This is a genomic window from Streptomyces sp. NPDC049970, assembly GCF_040660235.1.
GTDB lineage: Bacteria > Actinomycetota > Actinomycetes > Streptomycetales > Streptomycetaceae > Streptomyces.
The window spans coordinates 94816-114036 of record NZ_JBFALP010000005.1 but is presented as its reverse complement, the minus strand read 5'-3'; the positions used below and the strand labels follow the sequence as shown (position 1 = coordinate 114036).

Sequence of the window (19221 nt, the reverse complement as noted above, 5' to 3'; positions counted from 1 at the left end):
CTGTGGACGTTGCGACCTGACGCTCCGTCCACCGCCTCGTGCCCCGGCGGGTACCGCGGATCAGTAGCGGAGCCGCACGAGTGTCCAGGCAGTCAGGTGAGTTGTATCTCCCTCATTCCCCTTGGTGCAAATGGCTGCAAAGGAATGCATATCGGATGCCTGGCGCCTGAATGTCGCCCACTTGGCGTGTAAATTCCGGGGCCGAGAGCCTTGGAAGGGACGCAATCCGGTGAACAAGAAGCTTGCAGCCGCACTGTCCGGCAGTGCGGTACTCGTACTGGCACTGTCGGGTTGCAGTGACGACAGCGACAACAAGGTGAACGACTGGGCGAAGAAGGTCTGCGACCAGGTCCAGCCCCAGCTGCAGAAGATCGCCGACGCCAATGCCGCGATCCAGCAGCAGACGGCCGACAACAGCAAGCCCGCCGACGTCCAGAAGACGGACTCGGCAGCCTTCCAGCAGATCTCGCAGGCCTACAAGGCACTGGGCTCAGCCGTGCAGTCGGCGGGCGCACCGCCCGTGGACGGCGGCGAGACCACGCAGAAGGAGGCCGTGAAGGAGCTCAACGCCTCTTCCGTGGCCTACGCGAACCTGAAGACGAAGGTCGACGCGCTCGACACGAAGGACCAGGCGAAGTTCGCCGACGGCCTCAAGGGCATCGCCGACCAGCTGAACAAGATCAGCACCAACGGTGACCAGGCGTTGAAGAAGCTCCAGTCCGGCGAGGTCGGATCCGCGATGGCGAAGCAGAAGGGCTGCCAGAAGCCGACGGCCTCAGCCCCGCCCGCCTCGGCGCCGTCCGCCCCTGCCCCCGCGTCGAAGTCCGCGGCGCCTTCGGCCTCGGCGACCGAGAAGGCGTAACCGCGGGAGGTCGTACAGGCGCGGGGGAAGGCGTAGCGGCGCGAGGGAAGGCGTACCGGGGCGGCGCGTGCGAGCGGCGCGCCGCACGGGCGGGCACTCGCACGAGCGGGACCGCTCCCGACCCGCTCCGCGGCGGCAGTGCCCGTCCGCACGGTCGTATGCGGTGAACAGCCGGAAGCCTGGCGCAGCAGGCTCTTCACAGTGGCCCGGTGGCCCTTCGCGGGCACCGGGCCACTGCCGTTGTCGGTGGGAGCGGCCACAATGGACGAGTGAGTACGCCCAGCCTTCCCGCATCCGACCGCGCCCTACGACTCCGTGAAGCACTGATCGCCGCCGCGTTCACCGCCGACGGCCTCCTCGAACGGCTCGGTGCGCCCGCGTACGCCGCGCTCGCACGCAGTGAGACCGTCCCCGCACTCCGGGCCACCCGCGGGGACTCGCCGCTCGACACGCTGGTGCGGCTTTTCCTTCTGCAGCGCCCCGTCCAGGCCTCCGCGGCAGCCGTCGCGCTTCCGCTGGAGGAGTGCGTGCAGGACGGCTGGGCTGTCCGCGAGGGCGATCTGGTCCGGGCGGCCGTCGATGTACGCCCCTACGGCGGGCCCGAGGGCCAGGACTGGTTCATCGTCTCCGACCTGGGATGCGCGGTCGGCGGGGCCGGCGGCATCGGCTCGCACGAGGAGGGGGTCGTCCTGGGCGTCGGCGGGGCGTCCACCACGCTGGCCGGCATCACCGTGCGCAGGCCCGTGGCGTCGGCCCTCGACCTCGGTACGGGTTCCGGTATCCAGGCGCTGCACGCCGCCCAGCACGCCATCCGGGTCACGGCCACGGACGTCAACCCGCGCGCCCTGGAGTTCACCCGCCTCACCCTCGCGCTTTCCGGCGCGGCGCCGGCCGAGCTGCTGGAGGGTTCCCTCTTCGAGCCGGTGGGCACGCGGACGTACGACCTGATCGTGTCCAACCCGCCGTTCGTGATCTCGCCCGGTGCCCGGCTGACCTACCGCGACGGCGGCATGGGCGGCGACGACCTGTGCCGGACCCTGGTGCAGCAGGCCGGCGACCGGCTCAACGAGGACGGGTACGCCCAGTTCCTCGCCAACTGGCAGCACGTGGAGGGCGAGGAGTGGCAGGACCGGGTGCGCTCCTGGGTACCCGCCGGCTGCGATGCCTGGATCGTGCAGCGCGAGGTGCAGGACATCACGCAGTACGCCGAGCTGTGGCTGCGTGACAGTGGCGACCACCGCACCGACCCGGCCGTCTACACCCAGCGGTACGAGGCCTGGCTGGACGAATTCGAGGCCCGCCGCACCAAAGCAGTCGGCTTCGGCTGGATCACGCTCCGGCGGTCCGCCGCCGCAGCCGCCGGTCATCCCTCGGTCGTGGCCGAGGAGTGGCCGCACGCAGTGGAGCAGCCTCTCGGACCCGCCGTCGAAGCCCATTTCGCGCGGCAGGACTATCTCCGCGAGCACGACGACGCGGCGCTGCTCGCCGCGCACTTCACCCTCTCCGAGGAGGTCGTCCAGGAGCAGGTAGGGGTGCCGGGCGCCGAGGACCCGGAGCACGTGGTGCTGCGTCAGCACCGCGGGATGCGACGGGCGACCAAGGTCGACGCGGTCGGGGCCGGATTCGCCGGTGTCTGCGACGGCTCGCTGCCCGCCGGCCGGATCCTGGACGCCATCGCCCAGTTGATGGCCGAGGACCCGGTCCTGCTGCGCGACCGCACCCCGCAGTCGATCCGGCTGCTGGTCGAGGAGGGCTTCATCGAGCCGGTACGGGACGGCGCGTCGGCCGGCTGAGACCGAAGGCCCGCTTGCGGGGACTGTTCCCCGTGCCGGTTCCTTTCCTCTTGCCCCGAACCCGGAGCCCGCCTCCGTGTCCGGCGGGCCCGCTGCCACGTTCGGGTCCTGTTCGGGGCCTCCTCGGCCCGCGCCGACCGGGGTGCGTCCGCGCGTTCCCCGTGCCGGTGCGCCGTGTTCATCCGGGGTTCGTGGCGGCGACGTCCCGGCGTGGCAGCCTCCCCTCAGCCGAGCCGCCCGCGAGAGTCGTCGCGCACGAGGGCGGCCGATGACGAACGTGAGGGGTACGGACATGGAGAGCGTCGCCGCTGTCTTCGCCGGTACGGCATTCGCCCTGTTCGGTACCGCTCTCCTGGTCTGGACGGGGGCGCGCACCGTGCAGCGTGCGCCGGTGGCGCTCGGTGTGAGCCCCGTCGCCTCCACCGCTCTCGCCACGCTCTTCGGCGTACTCTTCCTCGTCCTCGGCGTGTGGTGCTTCACCCGCATCTGATCCACTTCGCCGGCCGGTCCGGCCACCCGCCGGGTACCGGCCGACCGCCTTCCCCGACAACACCCCGAAACCCGCAGGCGGCGGCTCCGCGAAGAGCGGGGCGAGCGGTCCGGGCGGCAGGAATGGCGGATGTCGGGTTACCGTTCGAGTGGCCGTTGCGGGCTTTTGCCGTTTGACACGGGGGCGGGTTGTACCGTCACACTCCGCAGCGACAGCACCGCGAGCAGCTCACAGAGCTGCCCGGATGCCCCACGAGTGCCGACCGGAGAGAAGAGCGAAGTTGTCCCCGACCAGCGAGACCGCAGGCCGCCGACTCGTCATCGTCGAGTCGCCTGCCAAGGCGAAGACGATCAAGGGCTATCTCGGCCCCGGATACGTCGTCGAGGCGAGCGTCGGGCACATCCGCGACCTGCCGAACGGCGCCGCAGAGGTGCCCGACGAGTACACCGGTGAGGTACGCCGCCTCGGCGTGGACGTCGAAAACGACTTCCAGCCGATCTATGTCGTCAACGCGGACAAGAAGGCACAGGTCAGGAAGCTCAAGCAGCTCCTGGCCGAATCCGACGAACTCTTCCTCGCCACCGATGAGGACCGCGAGGGCGAAGCCATCGCGTGGCACCTGCAGGAAGTCCTGAGGCCCAAGGTCCCGGTCCACCGGATGGTCTTCCACGAGATCACCAAGGACGCGATCCGGGCCGCCGTGGCCAATCCGCGCGAGCTCAACCAGCGCATGGTCGACGCCCAGGAAACCCGCCGTATCCTCGACCGCCTCTACGGCTACGAGGTCTCGCCGGTCCTGTGGAAGAAGGTCATGCCGCGGCTCTCGGCGGGCCGCGTGCAGTCCGTCGCCACCCGCCTGGTCGTCGAGCGGGAGCGCGAGCGCATCGCCTTCCGCTCCGCCGAGTACTGGGACCTGACGGGCACCTTCGCCACCGGCCGTACCGGCGACGCCTCCGATCCCTCGACGCTCACCGCCCGCCTCAGCGCGGTCGACGGGCGCCGTATCGCCCAAGGCCGGGACTTCGGCTCCGACGGGCAGCTCAAGCAGGGCTCCGCTCAGACGCTGCACCTGGACGAGGCGAACGCCCGCGCCCTGGCCGCGGCGCTCACCGAGTCCTCGTTCGCCGTCCGCTCGGTCGAGTCGAAGCCGTACCGTCGCTCGCCGTACGCGCCCTTCCGCACGACGACCCTCCAGCAGGAGGCGAGCCGGAAGCTGGGCTTCGGGGCGAAGTCCACGATGCAGGTGGCGCAGAAGCTGTACGAGAACGGCTTCATCACCTACATGCGTACGGACTCCACGACCCTCTCGGACACTGCGGTTTCCGCGGCCCGTGCCCAGGTCACGCAGTTGTACGGGGCGAACTACCTGCCCGAGAAGCCGCGCACGTACGCCACGAAGGTCAAGAACGCGCAGGAGGCGCACGAGGCGATCCGTCCCTCGGGCGACCGCTTCCGGACCCCGGCGGAGACGAAGCTCACAGGCGACCAGTTCCGGCTCTACGAGCTGATCTGGAAGCGCACCGTCGCCTCCCAGATGAAGGACGCCACGGGCAACTCCGTCACTGTGAAGATCGGCGGCCGGGCGAGCGACGGCCGGGACGCCGAGTTCTCCGCGTCCGGCAAGACGATCACCTTCCACGGCTTCATGAAGGCCTACGTCGAAGGAGCCGACGACCCGAACGCCGAGCTGGACGACCGTGAACGCCGGCTGCCGCAGGTTTCCGAGGGTGACGCGCTGACGGCCGACGAGGTCTCGGTCGACGGGCACGCGACGAAGCCGCCGGCTCGTTACACCGAGGCCTCGCTGGTCAAGGAGCTCGAAGAGCGCGAGATCGGCCGTCCGTCGACGTACGCCTCGATCATCGGGACGATCCTGGACCGCGGCTACGTGTTCAAGAAGGGCACGGCCCTCGTGCCGTCGTTCCTCTCGTTCGCCGTGGTCAACCTGCTGGAGAAGCACTTCGGCCGGCTCGTCGACTACGACTTCACCGCACGCATGGAGGACGACCTCGACCGCATCGCGCGGGGCGAGGCCCAGTCCGTGCCGTGGCTGCGGCGCTTCTACTTCGGCGCCGGTGACGACACGGCCGGAGCGGGGGCGGCGTCCGACGCGGGCAACGGCGACGGAGACCACCTCGGCGGCCTCAAGGAACTGGTCACGGACCTCGGCGCGATCGACGCCCGGGAGATCTCGTCGTTCCCCGTCGGCAACGGCATCAAGCTCCGTGTCGGCCGCTACGGCCCGTACATCGAGCGCGGCGAGAAGGACTCCGAGGGCCACCAGCGCGCGGACGTGCCGGAGGACATGGCACCCGACGAGCTGTCCGTCGAGCTCGCGGAGGAGCTGCTGGCGAAGCCGAGCGGCGACTTCGAACTCGGTGCGGACCCGGTCAGTGGCAACCAGATCATCGCGAAGGACGGCCGCTACGGCCCTTACGTCACCGAGGTCCTGCCCGAGGGCACGCCGAAGACGGGCAAGAACGCGGTGAAGCCGCGGACGGCCTCGCTCTTCAAGTCGATGTCGCTCGATACGGTGACGCTGGCCGACGCGCTCAAGCTGATGTCGCTGCCCCGCGTCGTCGGTGAGGACGCCGAGGGCGTCGAGATCACCGCGCAGAACGGCCGCTACGGCCCGTACCTGAAGAAGGGCACGGACTCGCGTTCGCTGACGTCGGAGGACCAGCTCTTCGACATCACTCTCGAAGAGGCCCTCGCGATCTACGCCCAGCCGAAGCAGCGTGGGCGGGCCGCCGCCAAGCCGCCGCTCAAGGAGCTGGGCACCGACCCGGTGAGCGGTGCCCCGGTGGTCGTGAAGGACGGCCGCTTCGGCGCGTACGTCACGGACGGCGAGACGAACGCGACGCTGCGGACCGACGACAGCGTCGAGGACATCACGCCGGAGCGCGGCTACGAGCTGCTGGCCGAGAAGCGTGCCAAGGGGCCTGCAAAGAAGAAGACGGCCAAGAAGGCGCCCGCCAAGAAGGCACCGGCGAAGAAGGCCGCGACGGCCAAGAAGTCCGCTGCCAAGAAGACGACCGCCACCAAGACGACGGCCGCCAAGAAGACGACGGCGAAGAAGGCCACCGCGACGGCGAAGAAGACGGCTTCGGCTTCGTCGGAGGAGAGCTGACCTTCGGCCGCGGGCCGTGCCTGAACGCCGGAGGGGCTGGGACGATCCAGCCCCTCCGGCGCTCGTGCGTGGAGTGATCGGCGCCCCTCCGGGCATATGTTCGGACGCGGCCCCCGGGCACCGCGTCGCTCCCGATAGGCTGGGCGGATGACGCGAGCCGAGCAGCCACCTGTCGTGAGCCCCACCTCCGACACACTTGCCGCAGACTCACGCGAGCGTGCCGTACGAGCCCTGTTGCGAGTTCCCCCGCTCCGGCGGTTGTGGAGCGCCCAGCTCGTCGGCAGTGTCGGCGATTCACTCGCCCTTCTCGTGCTTGTGCTGTTGTCGCTGCAGGCGGCGGTCCTCGAGGGCTCCTTCGGGGCCGGGTACCGCGGGGCGGCTTTCGCCGTCGCCGCCGTGTTCGGCGCCCGGATTCTTTCCACCGTGCTCTTCGGAGCCGTACTCCTGGGGCCGCTGACGGCACTCACAGCGCCCGGCGGTCCTGTCGACCGCCGCTGGCTGATGATCGGGGCGGACGGGCTGCGGCTCGCTCTGCTGGTCGTCGCACCCCTCTGGATCGACTGGATGCCTGACAAGGCGCTCATGATGATCCTGATCACCGTCTTCGTGGCGGGTGTCGGCGAGCGCCTGTGGGCCGTGGCCAAGGAGAGCGCCGCCCCCGCGCTGCTCCCGGCCCCGCCCCTGGAGGGCGCCGCCGTACGTCCGCTTCCCGACCACCTCGACGCCCTGCGCAGGCTCTCCCTGCGCACGAACTTCCTCGCCGTTCCGGCGGCCGCGGCGGTCCTCGTCGTCGCCGCGCTGATCGCGGAACTGCTGGGCACCGGCCTGGACTGGTTCTCCTTCCACCAGGCGGCCCTCGGTTCCTACGTCGCGGCGGGACTCTTCTCCGCCTCGATCTCGACCCTGTACTTCCTGGAACTCCCGAACACCCAGACGCCCCGCCCGCGTTCGCCGCTGGAGGGTCTGCGCCGTCCTGCCGTCGAGTCGGGACCCGACAAGGGCCGTACCGGCAGCATCCCGCTGGTCGTCGCCGCGTCCGCGGCGGTCGCCGGGGCCATCGCCGCGGCTGCCGCCGTCTCCGTGCTGCACGCCGCCGACCTCGGCGGTGGGCCCGCGACGTTCGCCCTGCTGATCCTCGTCCTGACCGGGGGCACCGCGCTCGGCATCCGTACTGCGCGCAAGGTGCTGCCCGCACTGTCGCGGCGTCGGCTGCTGGCGCTGGCCACCGCCGTGACAGGCGTGGCGCTCCTCGCGCTCGGTCTGGTGCCGGACACGGCCACCGGGCTGCTGATCGCGCTGCTCGCCGGTTACGCGGCGGGGGTCGCCGCCCACATCGGGCACGCGGTCATCGACCAGGAGACCGAGGCCTTCCGCCAGGCCAGGAACACCGAACACCTCCAGGCCGTCGTCCGGGTGCTGGTCGCGCTCGGCGCGGTGGGCGGCCCGCTGCTCGCCGCCGCCATCGGGCGGCACCGGCTCGGGTCCGGCGACTTCGTCTTCGCGCACGGTGGGGCGGCGTTCACGCTGATGCTCATCGGCGCGCTGCTGCTGCCCGTGGCGGTGATCGTCCTCGCCAGGACCGACGACCGCGCCGGTGTGCCGCTCCGCCGCGATCTGCGCGAGGCTCTGCGCGGTGGCGACCCGGACGTCGCCCCCGCGGCGAACGGCTTCTTCCTCGCCCTCGAGGGCGGCGACGGAGCCGGCAAGTCCACCCAGGTCGAGGCGCTCGCCGACTGGATCCGCGCCAAGGGGCACGAGGTCGTCGTGACGCGCGAGCCGGGGGCAACCCCGGTCGGCAAGCGGCTGCGCTCGATCCTGCTCGACGTGTCGTCGGCCGGGCTGTCGAACCGTGCCGAGGCCCTGCTGTACGCCGCGGACCGGGCCGAGCACGTCGACTCCCTCGTCCGGCCTGCGCTGGAGCGCGGCGCGATCGTCATCTCGGACCGGTACATCGACTCCTCCGTCGCCTACCAGGGTGCGGGCCGTGACCTCGCGCCCACCGAGATCGCCCGGATCTCGCGTTGGGCGACGAGCGGGCTCGTACCGCACCTGACGGTGCTCCTGGACGTCGACCCGCAGACGGCCAGGGAGCGCTTCACCGAGGCGCCCGACCGGCTCGAGTCCGAGCCGGCCGAGTTCCACACGCGTGTGCGGTCCGGCTTCCTGACCCTCGCCGCGGCCGACCCGGCCCGGTACCTGGTGGTGGACGCCGGACAGGAACCGGAAGCGATCACCACCGTCGTACGCCACCGGCTCGACCGGCTCCTTCCGCTCTCCGAGGCCGAGATCCAGGCTCAGGAGGACGCGCGCAGGGCAGCCGAGGAGGAGGCCCGGCGCAGGGCCGAGGAGGAGGCCGCCCGCAAGGCCGAGGAGGAACGGCTGGAGCGCGAGCGGCAGGCTCAGCTCGCCAAGCTCCGCGCCGAGGAGGAGGAGCGCAAGCGACTCGAGGAGGAAGAGGCCCGGCGGCGCGAGGCCGAGCGACAGGCGGAGGAGGCCCGGCAGCGGGCCGAGGACGCCCGCCGCCGCGCCGAGGAGGAGCGGGCCCGTCTCGAAGCCGAGGACCGGGTGCGCGAGGCCGAACAGGAGCGGCTGCGCCTGCAGGCCCAGGACGAGGCCAGGCTCCGCAAGGAGGCTGAGGACCTGCGCCTGGAGAAGCAGCGCAGGGCCGAGGAGGCGCTGATCCGGTCCGAGGCGGCGCGCCGCCGTGCCGAGGCCGAGGCAGCTGCCCGTGCCGAGGAGGCCGCTGCCGCCGCTGCCGCGAAGCGTTCCCGTGAGTCCGGTTCCGGGGCCCGTGGGTCCTCCGTGCCGGACAACGAGCTCACGGTGCCGACCCCGGTCGTGAATCCGAACGAGACCACGCAGCCGGTACCGGTGACCCGGCCCGACGGTCCGGCATACGACGCTGAGGAGACCACGGTCCTGCCGCCGGTGCGCGACGCGGACGAGACCGCCGTGCTGCCGCCGGTGCGCGACGAGAAGCCGTCCGACCGGGTGCCGCCCGGTGTCTTCCGTGACGAGCGCCGTGCCCCTCGGGCCGAGGGTGAGAACGAGCGCACGCGCGAGCTTCCCCAGGTCAGTGACGACCCGGAGGCAGGCCGGGCGGCGAAGGAGGGTCGCGCTCCCCGGAAGCGGCCGCGCTCGGACTGGGCGGAGGAGACCCCGCTCGACGATCTGCCCTCGCTGGCCGACGAACTGCTCGGCGGCCAGGACGACGACCAGCGTGGCTCCGGCAGCAACGGGCGCCCGCCCCGTCGCTGACGGGCGGGCGGCGGGCCCGGTGCTCCGTCGGTGATCGACGGGCCCGGCGCCCCGCGTCGTGAGTCGGCGGGCCGCGCGCCCCGTCGGCTCCACCCGGGCGGGGCCCGGGGCCCGGTCCCGTGGGACGGAACGCCGGGATTGTCGGACCCTTCCCGCACAATGGGAAGCCGGACGGGGAAGCCGGCTTTCCCGCACCACACCACCGGAAGGGCGGTGACCATGACCGTATGGGACGACCTGGTCGGACAGGACCGGGTGCAGGAGCAGCTCGGTGCCGCCGCCCGGGACGCCGATGCGCTGGTCACCGTCCAGTCCGCGGGCGGGACGGTGCCGCCCGGCTCGAGGATGACCCACGCCTGGCTCTTCACCGGTCCGCCCGGCTCCGGCCGGTCCACAGCCGCCCGTGCCTTCGCCGCTGCGCTCCAGTGCACCAGCCCCGACCGGGCGCTGGGCGGCGCGCCGGGCTGCGGATTCTGCGACGGCTGCCACACGGCGCTCATCGGGACCCACGCGGACGTCGACGTGATCCGCACCGACCTCCTCTCCATCGGCGTGAAGGAGACCCGCGAGCTGGTCCGCCGGGCCCAGTTGTCGCCGGCCGTGGGCCGCTGGCAGGTGATCGTCATGGAGGACGCCGACCGCCTCACGGAAGGCGCGGGGAACGTCCTGCTGAAGGCCGTCGAGGAACCTGCCCCCCGCACCGTGTGGCTGCTCTGCGCGCCCTCCCTGGAGGACGTGCTGCCCACGATCCGTTCCCGCTGCCGTCATCTGACGCTGCGTACGCCACCGGTGGACGCCGTCGCCGACGTGCTGGTCAGGCGTGACGGCATCGACCCCGAGCGTGCCGCGTCCGCAGCCCGTGCCACCCAGGGGCACATCGGCCGGGCGCGTCGCCTGGCCACGGACGAGCGGGCGCGCGCCCGCCGCGCCGCCGTGCTCAAGCTCCCGCTGCGCGTCCACGATGTCGGTGGCTGTCTCAAGGCGGCCCAGGAGCTGATCGACACGGCCACCGACGACGCCAAGCAGGCTGCCGACGAGGTCGACGTCAAGGAGACCGAGGACCTGAAGGCGGCGCTCGGAGGTGTGGCCGGTGGCAGGATGCCGCGCGGGACCGCGGGTGCGATGAAGGAGCTGGAGGACAGGCAGAAGCGCCGCAGGACGCGCACGCAGCGCGACAGTCTGGATCTCGCGCTCAGCGAGCTCACCGGGTTCTACCGCGATGTGCTGGCGCTCCAGCTCGGCTCCCGGATCGCTCTGTCCAACACGGACGTGCGGGAGGCACTCGACCGGATCGCCGAGTCGTCCACCCCCGAGCGCACCCTGCGACGGATAGAGGTCGTGATCGCCTGCCGCCGTGCGCTCGACCGCAACGTGGCTCCCCTGCTGGCTGTCGAGGCGATGGCCGTGGCCCTCCGGGCCGGCTGATACCGGCAGCTCGCTGAGGCGGCTCGGCGTAGCCGCGTACGAGTGTCCCGTGGCTCCCGCGCGGGGCCGTACGCTCCCGCGTGGGGCCGCCGGGATGAGTGAATTCACCCGTATGAGCCGGGAATCGATCGAGTCGTCACCCTGCGGCTACGCTCCGGGGATGGACACCAGGCGCCTGCTCCGTACGTTCGCCACCGCGCTCGGCACTGCCGGCCTACTCGTCTCCGGCTGCAGCAGTGGCGGTTCGGCGCCCAGCGCGTCGGCGACGGGTTCGGCCGCCACCGAGGAGCTCGAGCCGTACTACGGCCAGAAGCTGAGCTGGCGGGACTGCGGCGTCGAGGGCTTCCAGTGCACCACGATGAAGGCACCGCTGGACTACGAGAAGGCGGGCGAAGGGGACATCCGGTTGGCGGTCTCCCGCAAGAAGGCCACCGGTCCGGGCAAGCGGATCGGCTCGCTCCTGGTCAACCCGGGTGGTCCCGGCGGCTCGGCCATCGGCTACCTCCAGGGATACGCGGCCATCGGCTATCCCGCCCCGGTCCGGGCGCGGTACGACATGGTGGCCGTCGATCCCCGCGGGGTGGCCCGGAGCGAACCCGTCACATGCCTGACCGGCAAGGAGATGGACGCCTACACACAGGTGGACCAGACCCCCGACGACGAGGACGAGGTCGCCCGGCTGAACGCGGCCTTCAAGAAGTTCGCGGCGGGCTGCGAGAAGCGCTCCGGCAAGATCCTTCCGCACGTCTCCACGGTCGAGACCGCGCGTGACATGGACATCCTGCGCTCGCTGCTCGGTGACGAGAAGCTGCACTACGTCGGCGCCTCCTACGGCACGTTCCTCGGCGCGACGTACGCCGACCTGTTCCCCGACCGGGTGGGCCGTCTTGTCCTGGACGGTGCGATGGACCCCTCGCTCCCCGCGATCGAGATCAACCGCGACCAGACCGCCGGCTTCGAGACCGCGTTCCAGTCCTTCGCGGCGGACTGCGTGAAGCAGCAGGACTGTCCCCTGGGCACCTCGTCGACCGCCGACGCGGCCGTAGCGCTGAAGAAGCTCTTCGCCGAGCTGGACACGGAGCCGGTGCCGACGGGCGAGACCCGCAAGCTGGGCGAGTCCCTGGCGACGACGGGGGTGATCGCCGCGATGTACGACGAGGGCGCCTGGCCCCAGCTCCGCGAGGCTCTCGCCGGTGCGAAGCGCGGCGACGGATCCGGCCTGCTCGCCCTGGCCGACAGCTACTACGAGCGTGATCCGAGCGGCAAGTACGCCAACCTGATGTTCGCCAACGCCGCCGTGAACTGCCTCGACCTCGCCCCCGCCTTCTCCGGACCCGCAGAGGTGGAGAAGGCCCTCCCGGCCTTCGAGAAGGCTTCCCCGGTCTTCGGGAGGGGCTTCGCCTGGGCGGCCCTGAACTGCGACAACTGGCCCGTCGAGCCCAGCGGCACTCCGCACCGGACCGAGGCCGAGGGCGCCGCGCCGATCGTGGTGGTCGGCACCACCCGGGACCCCGCCACCCCGTACAAGTGGGCCGAGGCTCTCGCGGACCAGCTCTCCTCCGGAGTGCTCCTCACCTACGAAGGTGACGGGCACACCGCGTTCGGCCGTGGCAGCGACTGCATCGACACGGCGATCAACACCTATCTGCTGGACGGCACCCCGCCCAAGGACGGCAAGAAGTGCACCTGACCTGCGCATACGTCCACGAGAGCGGGCGGTACCGAGCACCCTTGGAAACTGTGTAGACTTGGCGTCGCTGCTGACCGCACCATGGTGCGACACAGCTTGCCGCCTTAGCTCAGTTGGCCAGAGCAACGCACTCGTAATGCGTAGGTCTCGGGTTCGAATCCCGAAGGCGGCTCCGCTTAAGCCTCAGGACTCACTCGCCGTGACCTGGGGCTTTTGCTTTTACTGGATGCGCCGGCGACGCCGGGCGCGGGCCGCGCGAGTGTCGCTGGTCTCAGTTCTGGTCTCAGTGGGGCCCGGATCCGGCTTCGCCGGCGAGGGTACGAAGAACTCGCCCATGCGGCGCATGGCCTCCTTCGACAGGTGTGACCGTCCCTTCACGTAGCGCCGGGTCTGGCTGATCTGAGTGTGCCGAAGGATCTCCATGATGGTGGGCATGTCCACGCCCAGTTCGTTCAGGATCGTGCCTGCCGTGTGGCGACTGCCGTCGTACAGTCGGCGGTCGTCGATCCCAGCCTCCACAAGCAGCTCCTTGAACTCCTCGTAGTCGGCGCGCGGGTCGAGCGGGCGCCCGTCCGGCCGCGAGAAGACGACGTCGTACTCCTGCCACAGTTCGGCCGCTGCGGCTCGCATCTCGTCTTGCTGCGCCCTGTGGTCATGAAGGAACGGGACAAAGACGGGCGGGATCGGCACGGAGTTCTGGCTCTTCTTGGTCTTGGGCCGGGTGAAGACCAGACCGCCCTCCTTGCGCGCGGCGCAGGCGCTCGCGTGCTTCGTGCACGTCTTGGCGCAGGGCCTCGGGCAACCGCGCTTGTAGCCCTCGTGCGTGGTGCAGTTCGGCGGGCACGGGCTGAAGCGGTGGAGGCGTGCTCCGCAGGCGTGCGGGTCGTCGCAGCCGTGCCGCCATGTCAGCCGCTGAAGCTGCCACTTGGGGTGGAACAGTTCTGCCTCCAGGTCGACGTACTGCCACCGCAACCCGAGAGTTTCGCCCTGCCGGAACCCCATGCCGACGCCGACGATCCACCGCATGAAGGAGGGCCGCCTCGCCGCAGCTTCAAGGAACGCCTTCGCTTCCTCCTGCGTGAAGGGGTTGGCCTCCGTCTCGTCGACGCTGGGCGGGTCCACGAGCGTGGCGACGTTCTCGCCGATGATGCGGCGGCGGTGGGCAATCTTCAGGGCGCGGGACAGAATGCGGTGCACCTTCACCACGTGAGACGGTGCGTGTCCGGCATCGAGCAGCGCCCGATACATGCGTTCCAGGTGCTCCGGCTGAAGCTTGTCGATCCGATGCTGACCGACCCCCGGGATGATGTCGTTGCGGGTCTTGGACCAGTAGTCATCCAGCGACCGCGGCTTGAGCTTCAGGCTCGCGATATCGGTGAGGTAGGTCTCCATCCACTTCGCTACGGTCGGCTTGCGCCCGGCGGCCGGCGCGCGGCCCTGGTCGCGGAGGCGCTCCAACTCCCGCACCTTGCTCTTGATGCCGGGCTCGGTCTTGGCGCGACGGTGGCGTCGGTCGGGACTGCCGTCGTTCTTCAGGCCCATCGTGACGCGACCGTGCCACCAGCCGTCGGCGCCAAGGTAGATGGACGATTCCATGTTGGGCTTGCGCGGGCTCATGTGTTCCTCCATGCAGGAGGCGCCCCGAGCGGGATGCTCGGGGCGCCTCAGGGGGTGCTCAGGTCAGTTGGGGAGAGGGGCGAGGTTCTCCACGTACGTTTCGAGATCCGCACGCCGGATGCGGCGGATGCTGCCCAACTTGATGTACTTGAGCGCCCCTTCGGCCATCAGCTCGTAGACGGTCGACCGGCCGACTGCGAGAGCTTCGGCAGCTTCCTCCGGCTTGTACAGGAGCCGGTCGACGGTGGCGGCGATCGCGGTGCTCATCCGGGGTGCCTCCTGGGCAGTCGTCTTTGCCTTCGGGGGTTGAGCTCAAGACCTCGGCCGCGTGTGTCCGAGGTCCGGATTTCTGCGTCATTGCGTCATCAGCGTCATTCGGGCTTCTGACCTGGTGTTTTGTGTGACGCACTGAGTTCGGCCGCGTCATCGGTGCGTCATGGGCTCCGTCATCCGTGACGCAGCCCATGACGCAGATGACGCAGGATGACGCAGAGGCCGTCGTCTGCGTCATGGCCGTATCCGCAGGTCAGGTGCCACTTATCGGCCCGCATGACGAACATGACGCAGGATCTTCCCTCTTAGGAAAAAGAGAGGGGCGTCTGTTGTGGTGCGGTGCGCCTTCCAGCGTGAAGAAGGAGCCGCTGCGCGGCACGGCCTTGGGGCGGCGTTCCGCCGAACAGCAAGAGGAGCACGTCGCCGGGCTGGTGCTCTTCTTGCTGTTCGGTCGGTGACCGTATGCGGTCAGAACGCCCGCTTTTGCTCATGCTGGGCCCGGGCGGCCATGCGGGTCATTTCGAGGTATCGACCCTCGCTGGTGCGACCGGTGTCGACGAGGAGGCCCCGGGCTGCCAGCGTCGGCTGGAGGCGCTTGAGCCGGTCGGAGAGGACTTTGCCGGTGGTCGCCCAGCCCTTGGGCAGGGGACGGAAGTCATCGCCGCTGTAGACGCCGCTGAGCAGGTGCAGCCACTCCGTGGATGTCATCCGCTGCGCCCCACCCGGCTCGATGGTGTCGGCGTGCTTAAGGACGGTCTGCGCGAGGAGGTCACCCTCGATCACGTCGTCATTCAGGTCGTCCAGACTGGCCCGGTACGCGGTGAGCGCCCCGAGGCCGGTGGCAGCATCGAGCTGGGCGCACAGGTGCGCGAAGTCGGCCATCCGTAGATCGGTGGGCGTCTCCACCTCAACCGCGCGGACCTTCACCGTGAGGTCTAGCAGGGAGCCGAGAACGACCGGCAGCACCTCCGCATAGTCCACCCAGAGTTCCGCCTCGGTCCGCCGGATGCTGGGCCGCTCCAGCCGCAGGGGCAGGAGTCGTTCGGCGAGGTCGGGCCGGATGACTCCCACGTCGATGCCGGTCAGGAGCAGGGGGCGGCGGTAGCCAACGCGGTGAACGTCCCCGTCGGTGAACAGGGCGCGTTTGACGCTCTCGGCTCCGGTGACGATGCAGCACATGGCGTCAGACAGGTCCGGCGTCATGTGGGAAAGGTTGTCCAGGGCGGTGACCCATCCGGCCGCCACCGCCGCGATCAGGTTCTCCTCATCCTTCGGCGCCCGGCGCAGATCGCCGCTCATACCCTCGATGATCCGCACGAGCATCCGCCCGCCCGTGGACTTGCCCGCGCCCTGAGGCCCGGTAAGGAATGGGGCCGGTACAGGCACGGACGGCCCCAGGCAGCCGATGAGCCAAGCGATGGCCAGGCATTCAGTCTCAGCCCCTGCGAAGTTGCACAGCCTGAGCAGCAGGTCGATGCCCTTGCCGTCGGTGTCCTTGGCTGGCAGCGGGAGTTCCCCAGTGAGCTGGGTGCGCCGCCAGCAGACCTCGCGGGGGTCGGGGGTGAGGATGTCCCAGCCGGTGGGGTGGATGCGTACGGACTGCCCGTCATCGCGGCCCAGGTCCAGCCACGTTGCGCCGTCGTATCCGGGGGCGACGCGGATGTGGACGGGCTGCACGTCCTCGGTGAGTGCCAGGGCTTCGATCAGGTCGAGCGCTTCTTTGAGCGCGGTTCCGTTGAATACGCCGTAGCCGTCCTTGAACAGTCCGACCATGAGTTCCTGGCGGTGGCTGCCTGTGGTGCCTTGTGAGCGGATCGGGCGGGCGACGGGGTGGCCGTTCTTCTGCGCGTAGACGGTGCCGTCGGCGGTGCGGAAGTACCGGAAGTGTTCCTGCGCGTAGTCGGTGATGATCTCGCGGGCGGGGTTCTTCTCGTCCTCGGACATGTCAAAGTCCCAACCGGGTGAGGGCATTGGTCCATGCGTCGTTGCAGTGCCGGGCGGTCTCGCCCTTGCTCTGGGCGGCGGTAAACAGCCGCTTGATGTGGGCGTCGGTGAGGCAGCCACACTGGCCGTGAGCGGACAGCACGGCGAGGAACGTGCGGTAGACGGTCGCGTGGACCGTGCTGCGGGCCTCGGTGATGCGCTGCTCTGCCATGGCGATGCCCCGGTCCAGGTAGGCGGGCATGCGGTGGGGGCACTGCCCGACCCCGGCCCGTGCGGGCACGGTGATGGCGCAGGGCGCCGGCCGGGCCGTGGAGGGTTCCTTGACGGCCAGCGCGCGCACGATGTCCTGCAGGCGGGTCATGGTGCCGGTGCCGGGACCGAGCCACCGGGCATAGGACATGGTCGACTTGATGTCGATGTCGGGCCGGACCGCGTTCACGGACCGCATGGTGCCCCGGTAGATCCAGTGCTCGCCCCGCGTTGTGGGCACGGTCCGCGTGGCCGGGAGGGTCTCGCGGGCCCACTCCACGGCCTGATCGTTGTCGAGGTCGACGACGGTCAGCCCGGTGCCGCCGGGGTGGTAGGCCACGGCCTGCGTCTGCTCCCACACGGGCGCCCACGGGCGCCCGGTGAGAACGGCGGGGTCGGTGGTCGCGGCGGCCCACGCGTGACAGACGCGCGGGCAGTCGCACGGCCCAGGCACCTTCATGTTCGGCCGACCGCCGCAGGCATTGCCCCGGCAGGAGCGGCAGTTCCCGAACGGGACCTTCCCCGCCCGCAGAGGCAGCACCGGCACGCCGCGTGCGGCCAGGGACAGGGCTGTTCCCAGGTGGGTGTTCATGCGGCCACCGCCCGCATGGAGATGATCCGGGCTGCGCCGATCAGCTCGGTGTAGGCGGGCGGGATGGCTTCGGTCAGTTCCTCGCGGATGTCGGTCCAGGTGATGCCCATGGCCTGCTGCATCTCGGGGACGGTGGCTTTGCCGCCGCCGGCGCCGTACGCGGCGACGTACGGGCCGTCGCGGTAGACGCCGTGCCGGTAGCCGCGCACGTAGCCCCGGTGCTGGGGGTGTGCGGGTTGCGGAACGCTCCACCCGCCCCCGAGCTCGAAGATGCGGTGACGCAGGACGTCGAGCCTGAACATCTCGCCGCACAGCCGCAGATCGGCCCGGACAGGGGCTTTCCCGTTCGGCTGCTCGATGACGTACGGCAGGCCCGTCGCATCGAGCAGGGTGCGGAGTTCGGGGATGAGCTGGACGTGAGCACGCCCCCAGCCGCGTGCGGCGTTGGTGCCCACGGTGAGGGCGCATCCGGCCTGGCACGGCGGGGAGGCGTGCACGGCCGCGTACTGCTGGATCTCCCCGGACGCGATCAGTGCGGCGAGGTATTCGAGGGCGTCGGCGCGGTGGAAGGTGAAGGGGTAGTTCGGGCGGTCGACGATGTCGACGCCGGTCACCTTGAACCCTGCCCGGTTGTAGCCCATGGCCGCGCCGCCGGCGCAGCAGAAGAGATCCAGTAAGGCGGGCCGGTGGTCGGCTGCTCGCCGGATCGGGACGTGTTGAGTCATGCTGGGTCTCTCCAGTTCTCTGATGAGGGTTGCTGGACGACGGCGGCCCCGGACTTTGGCGAGACGGGGGCCGCCGTCGGCGTAGCTACAGGTCGTCGTCGGTGTCGTCGATGGGGCCGCAGTAGCCGAGCGGGCCGGACGCGTTGTGTGCGCGCTCCAGCGCGTCGGTCAGGGCGAGGGCGAGCCGTTCGGCGTCGCGCAGCGCGGCCACGGCGGTGGTGGTGTGCTGGGTGGGGGTGCCGTGGTCTGCGGTGAGGTGTCCGGCCTTGTGGACGTCGGTGAGCGAGCCTGCGATTTGGTCGAATGCCTGCGGCAGCCGGTGGGCGAGCGAGGCGAACGAGCCGATCGCGCTGTAGATCGTGCCGGGGTAGGCGATGGCGGGCTCGGTGCGGGTGGGCAGGGTGGCGTGGTTGAAGGCGCGTACTGCGTCGGCGGCCTTGGACGGGTGCCGAGTCGGGTCGGTGTTGCGTGTACTCACGAGGGTTCCTCTCGGGTCAGAAGGACGACATCGAGGTCTGGGGCGTGCCGGTCCTCGGCAGCGCCGGTCACGGGGTCTGGGCTGCGGTGCGCAGGAGGGCGATGACCTCACCCTGTGTGCGGTCGGGCATGTCGTTCCAGCGGTGGTAGGGCAGGGTGCAGCCGCGGGCGCGCAGGACGGCCTGCATGCGCTGTCCGGCACGGTCGACGGTGGTTTCGTCGCCGATCCCGAGGCGGTAGAGGACGGCCTGCGCGCCGAGGATGCAGCGGCGCCCGGAGCGGGTGCGGTGCGCGTTCTGGACCCATCCGTACCGCTCGATCACCAGGGCGGTGAGTTCCAGGTGTTCGGCGACGGTCACCGCCCGGGCGGTGGTGTGGCGGCGCCGGACGGCAGGGAAGCGAAGCACCCAGTCCGGCAGGACCCTCAGCATCCGGCTGGGCAGTTCCAGCGCGGGGGCGGTGGCCGGCGCGGTGGTGCCGAGGGCTTCGGTGATCAGTTCCTGGGTGGTCTTGGTGACGAGTGGGTGAGCGGTGGTGGGGGTGCGGGCGGCGAGGTACTGCTCGATGTCGCGTACGAGCTGGGCGGCGCCGACATCGCCCAGCAGCGCCGGGACCGGAGCAGGCCACGGGGCGGCGGCGGCCTGCTGTGCGGGTCGGCGGATTGTGGTTGCGGGGAGCATGCGGAATCCGTTCCTC

General features: G+C 70.6%; 15 protein-coding genes and 1 tRNA gene. 9 read left to right on the top strand and 7 right to left on the bottom strand.

What is annotated here, in order from left to right:
• The first annotated feature begins 229 nt into the window (after positions 1-229).
• From AB0I83_RS11705 to AB0I83_RS11670, 8 genes are all read left to right on the top strand, one after another.
• Positions 230-862 carry a small secreted protein gene (locus AB0I83_RS11705; RefSeq protein WP_356532394.1) on the top strand — a complete coding sequence of 211 codons (633 nt, stop codon included), beginning with the start codon at positions 230-232 and terminating at the stop codon, positions 860-862.
• Positions 863-1131: 269 nt separating this feature from the next.
• Positions 1132-2655, top strand: a complete 1524-nt coding sequence (locus AB0I83_RS11700) for a methyltransferase (protein ID WP_363304453.1) — start codon at positions 1132-1134, stop codon at positions 2653-2655.
• A 292-nt stretch (positions 2656-2947) separates the two neighbouring features.
• Complete coding sequence (locus tag AB0I83_RS11695) at positions 2948-3145, top strand: hypothetical protein (protein ID WP_363304631.1); 198 nt, start codon at positions 2948-2950, stop codon at positions 3143-3145.
• Positions 3146-3425: 280 nt separating this feature from the next.
• A complete protein-coding gene (gene topA / locus AB0I83_RS11690) occupies positions 3426-6275 on the top strand; it encodes a type I DNA topoisomerase (RefSeq protein WP_363304452.1) in 2850 nt (949 codons plus the stop codon).
• A 147-nt stretch (positions 6276-6422) separates the two neighbouring features.
• Complete coding sequence (gene tmk, locus AB0I83_RS11685) at positions 6423-9533, top strand: dTMP kinase (RefSeq protein ID WP_363304451.1); 3111 nt, start codon at positions 6423-6425, stop codon at positions 9531-9533.
• Between the two features lie 219 nt (positions 9534-9752).
• Entirely contained in the window at positions 9753-10958 is a 1206-nt protein-coding gene (locus AB0I83_RS11680; RefSeq protein ID WP_356532399.1) for a DNA polymerase III subunit delta', read from the top strand.
• 160 nt (positions 10959-11118) lie between these two features.
• Positions 11119-12648, top strand: coding sequence for an alpha/beta hydrolase (locus tag AB0I83_RS11675; RefSeq protein ID WP_363304449.1), 1530 nt, complete (start codon positions 11119-11121; stop codon positions 12646-12648).
• A 98-nt stretch (positions 12649-12746) separates the two neighbouring features.
• A tRNA-Thr gene (locus AB0I83_RS11670) sits at positions 12747-12820 on the top strand.
• 47 nt (positions 12821-12867) lie between these two features.
• On the opposite strand, the gene AB0I83_RS11665 is transcribed toward AB0I83_RS11670, so the two are convergent.
• The gene (locus AB0I83_RS11665; protein WP_363304448.1) at positions 12868-14265 is read right to left on the bottom strand and encodes a tyrosine-type recombinase/integrase; all 1398 of its coding nucleotides are present in this window, start codon (positions 14263-14265) and stop codon (positions 12868-12870) included.
• A 63-nt stretch (positions 14266-14328) separates the two neighbouring features.
• Entirely contained in the window at positions 14329-14532 is a 204-nt protein-coding gene (locus tag AB0I83_RS11660; RefSeq protein WP_363304447.1) for a helix-turn-helix domain-containing protein, read from the bottom strand.
• 197 nt (positions 14533-14729) lie between these two features.
• Between AB0I83_RS11660 and AB0I83_RS11655 the strand changes: the two genes are divergently transcribed.
• Positions 14730-14996 (top strand): hypothetical protein, encoded by a 267-nt coding sequence (locus AB0I83_RS11655; RefSeq protein ID WP_363304446.1) that lies wholly within the window; start codon positions 14730-14732, stop codon positions 14994-14996.
• A 10-nt stretch (positions 14997-15006) separates the two neighbouring features.
• On the opposite strand, the gene AB0I83_RS11650 is transcribed toward AB0I83_RS11655, so the two are convergent.
• From AB0I83_RS11650 to AB0I83_RS11630, 5 genes are all read right to left on the bottom strand, one after another.
• Positions 15007-16482: an ATP-binding protein gene (locus AB0I83_RS11650; RefSeq protein ID WP_363304445.1), complete on the bottom strand. Its 1476-nt coding sequence runs from the start codon at positions 16480-16482 to the stop codon at positions 15007-15009.
• Position 16483: 1 nt separating this feature from the next.
• Positions 16484-17323 carry a bifunctional DNA primase/polymerase gene (locus AB0I83_RS11645; protein WP_363304444.1) on the bottom strand — a complete coding sequence of 280 codons (840 nt, stop codon included), beginning with the start codon at positions 17321-17323 and terminating at the stop codon, positions 16484-16486.
• Positions 17320-18048, bottom strand: a complete 729-nt coding sequence (locus AB0I83_RS11640; protein WP_363304443.1) for a DNA methylase — start codon at positions 18046-18048, stop codon at positions 17320-17322. Before AB0I83_RS11640 ends, AB0I83_RS11645 begins: the two co-directional genes overlap by 4 nt.
• Before the next feature lie 85 nt (positions 18049-18133).
• Positions 18134-18526 (bottom strand): hypothetical protein, encoded by a 393-nt coding sequence (locus AB0I83_RS11635; protein ID WP_363304442.1) that lies wholly within the window; start codon positions 18524-18526, stop codon positions 18134-18136.
• Positions 18527-18593: 67 nt separating this feature from the next.
• The gene (locus tag AB0I83_RS11630; protein ID WP_363304441.1) at positions 18594-19205 is read right to left on the bottom strand and encodes a hypothetical protein; all 612 of its coding nucleotides are present in this window, start codon (positions 19203-19205) and stop codon (positions 18594-18596) included.
• Between the last annotated feature and the right edge of the window lie 16 nt (positions 19206-19221).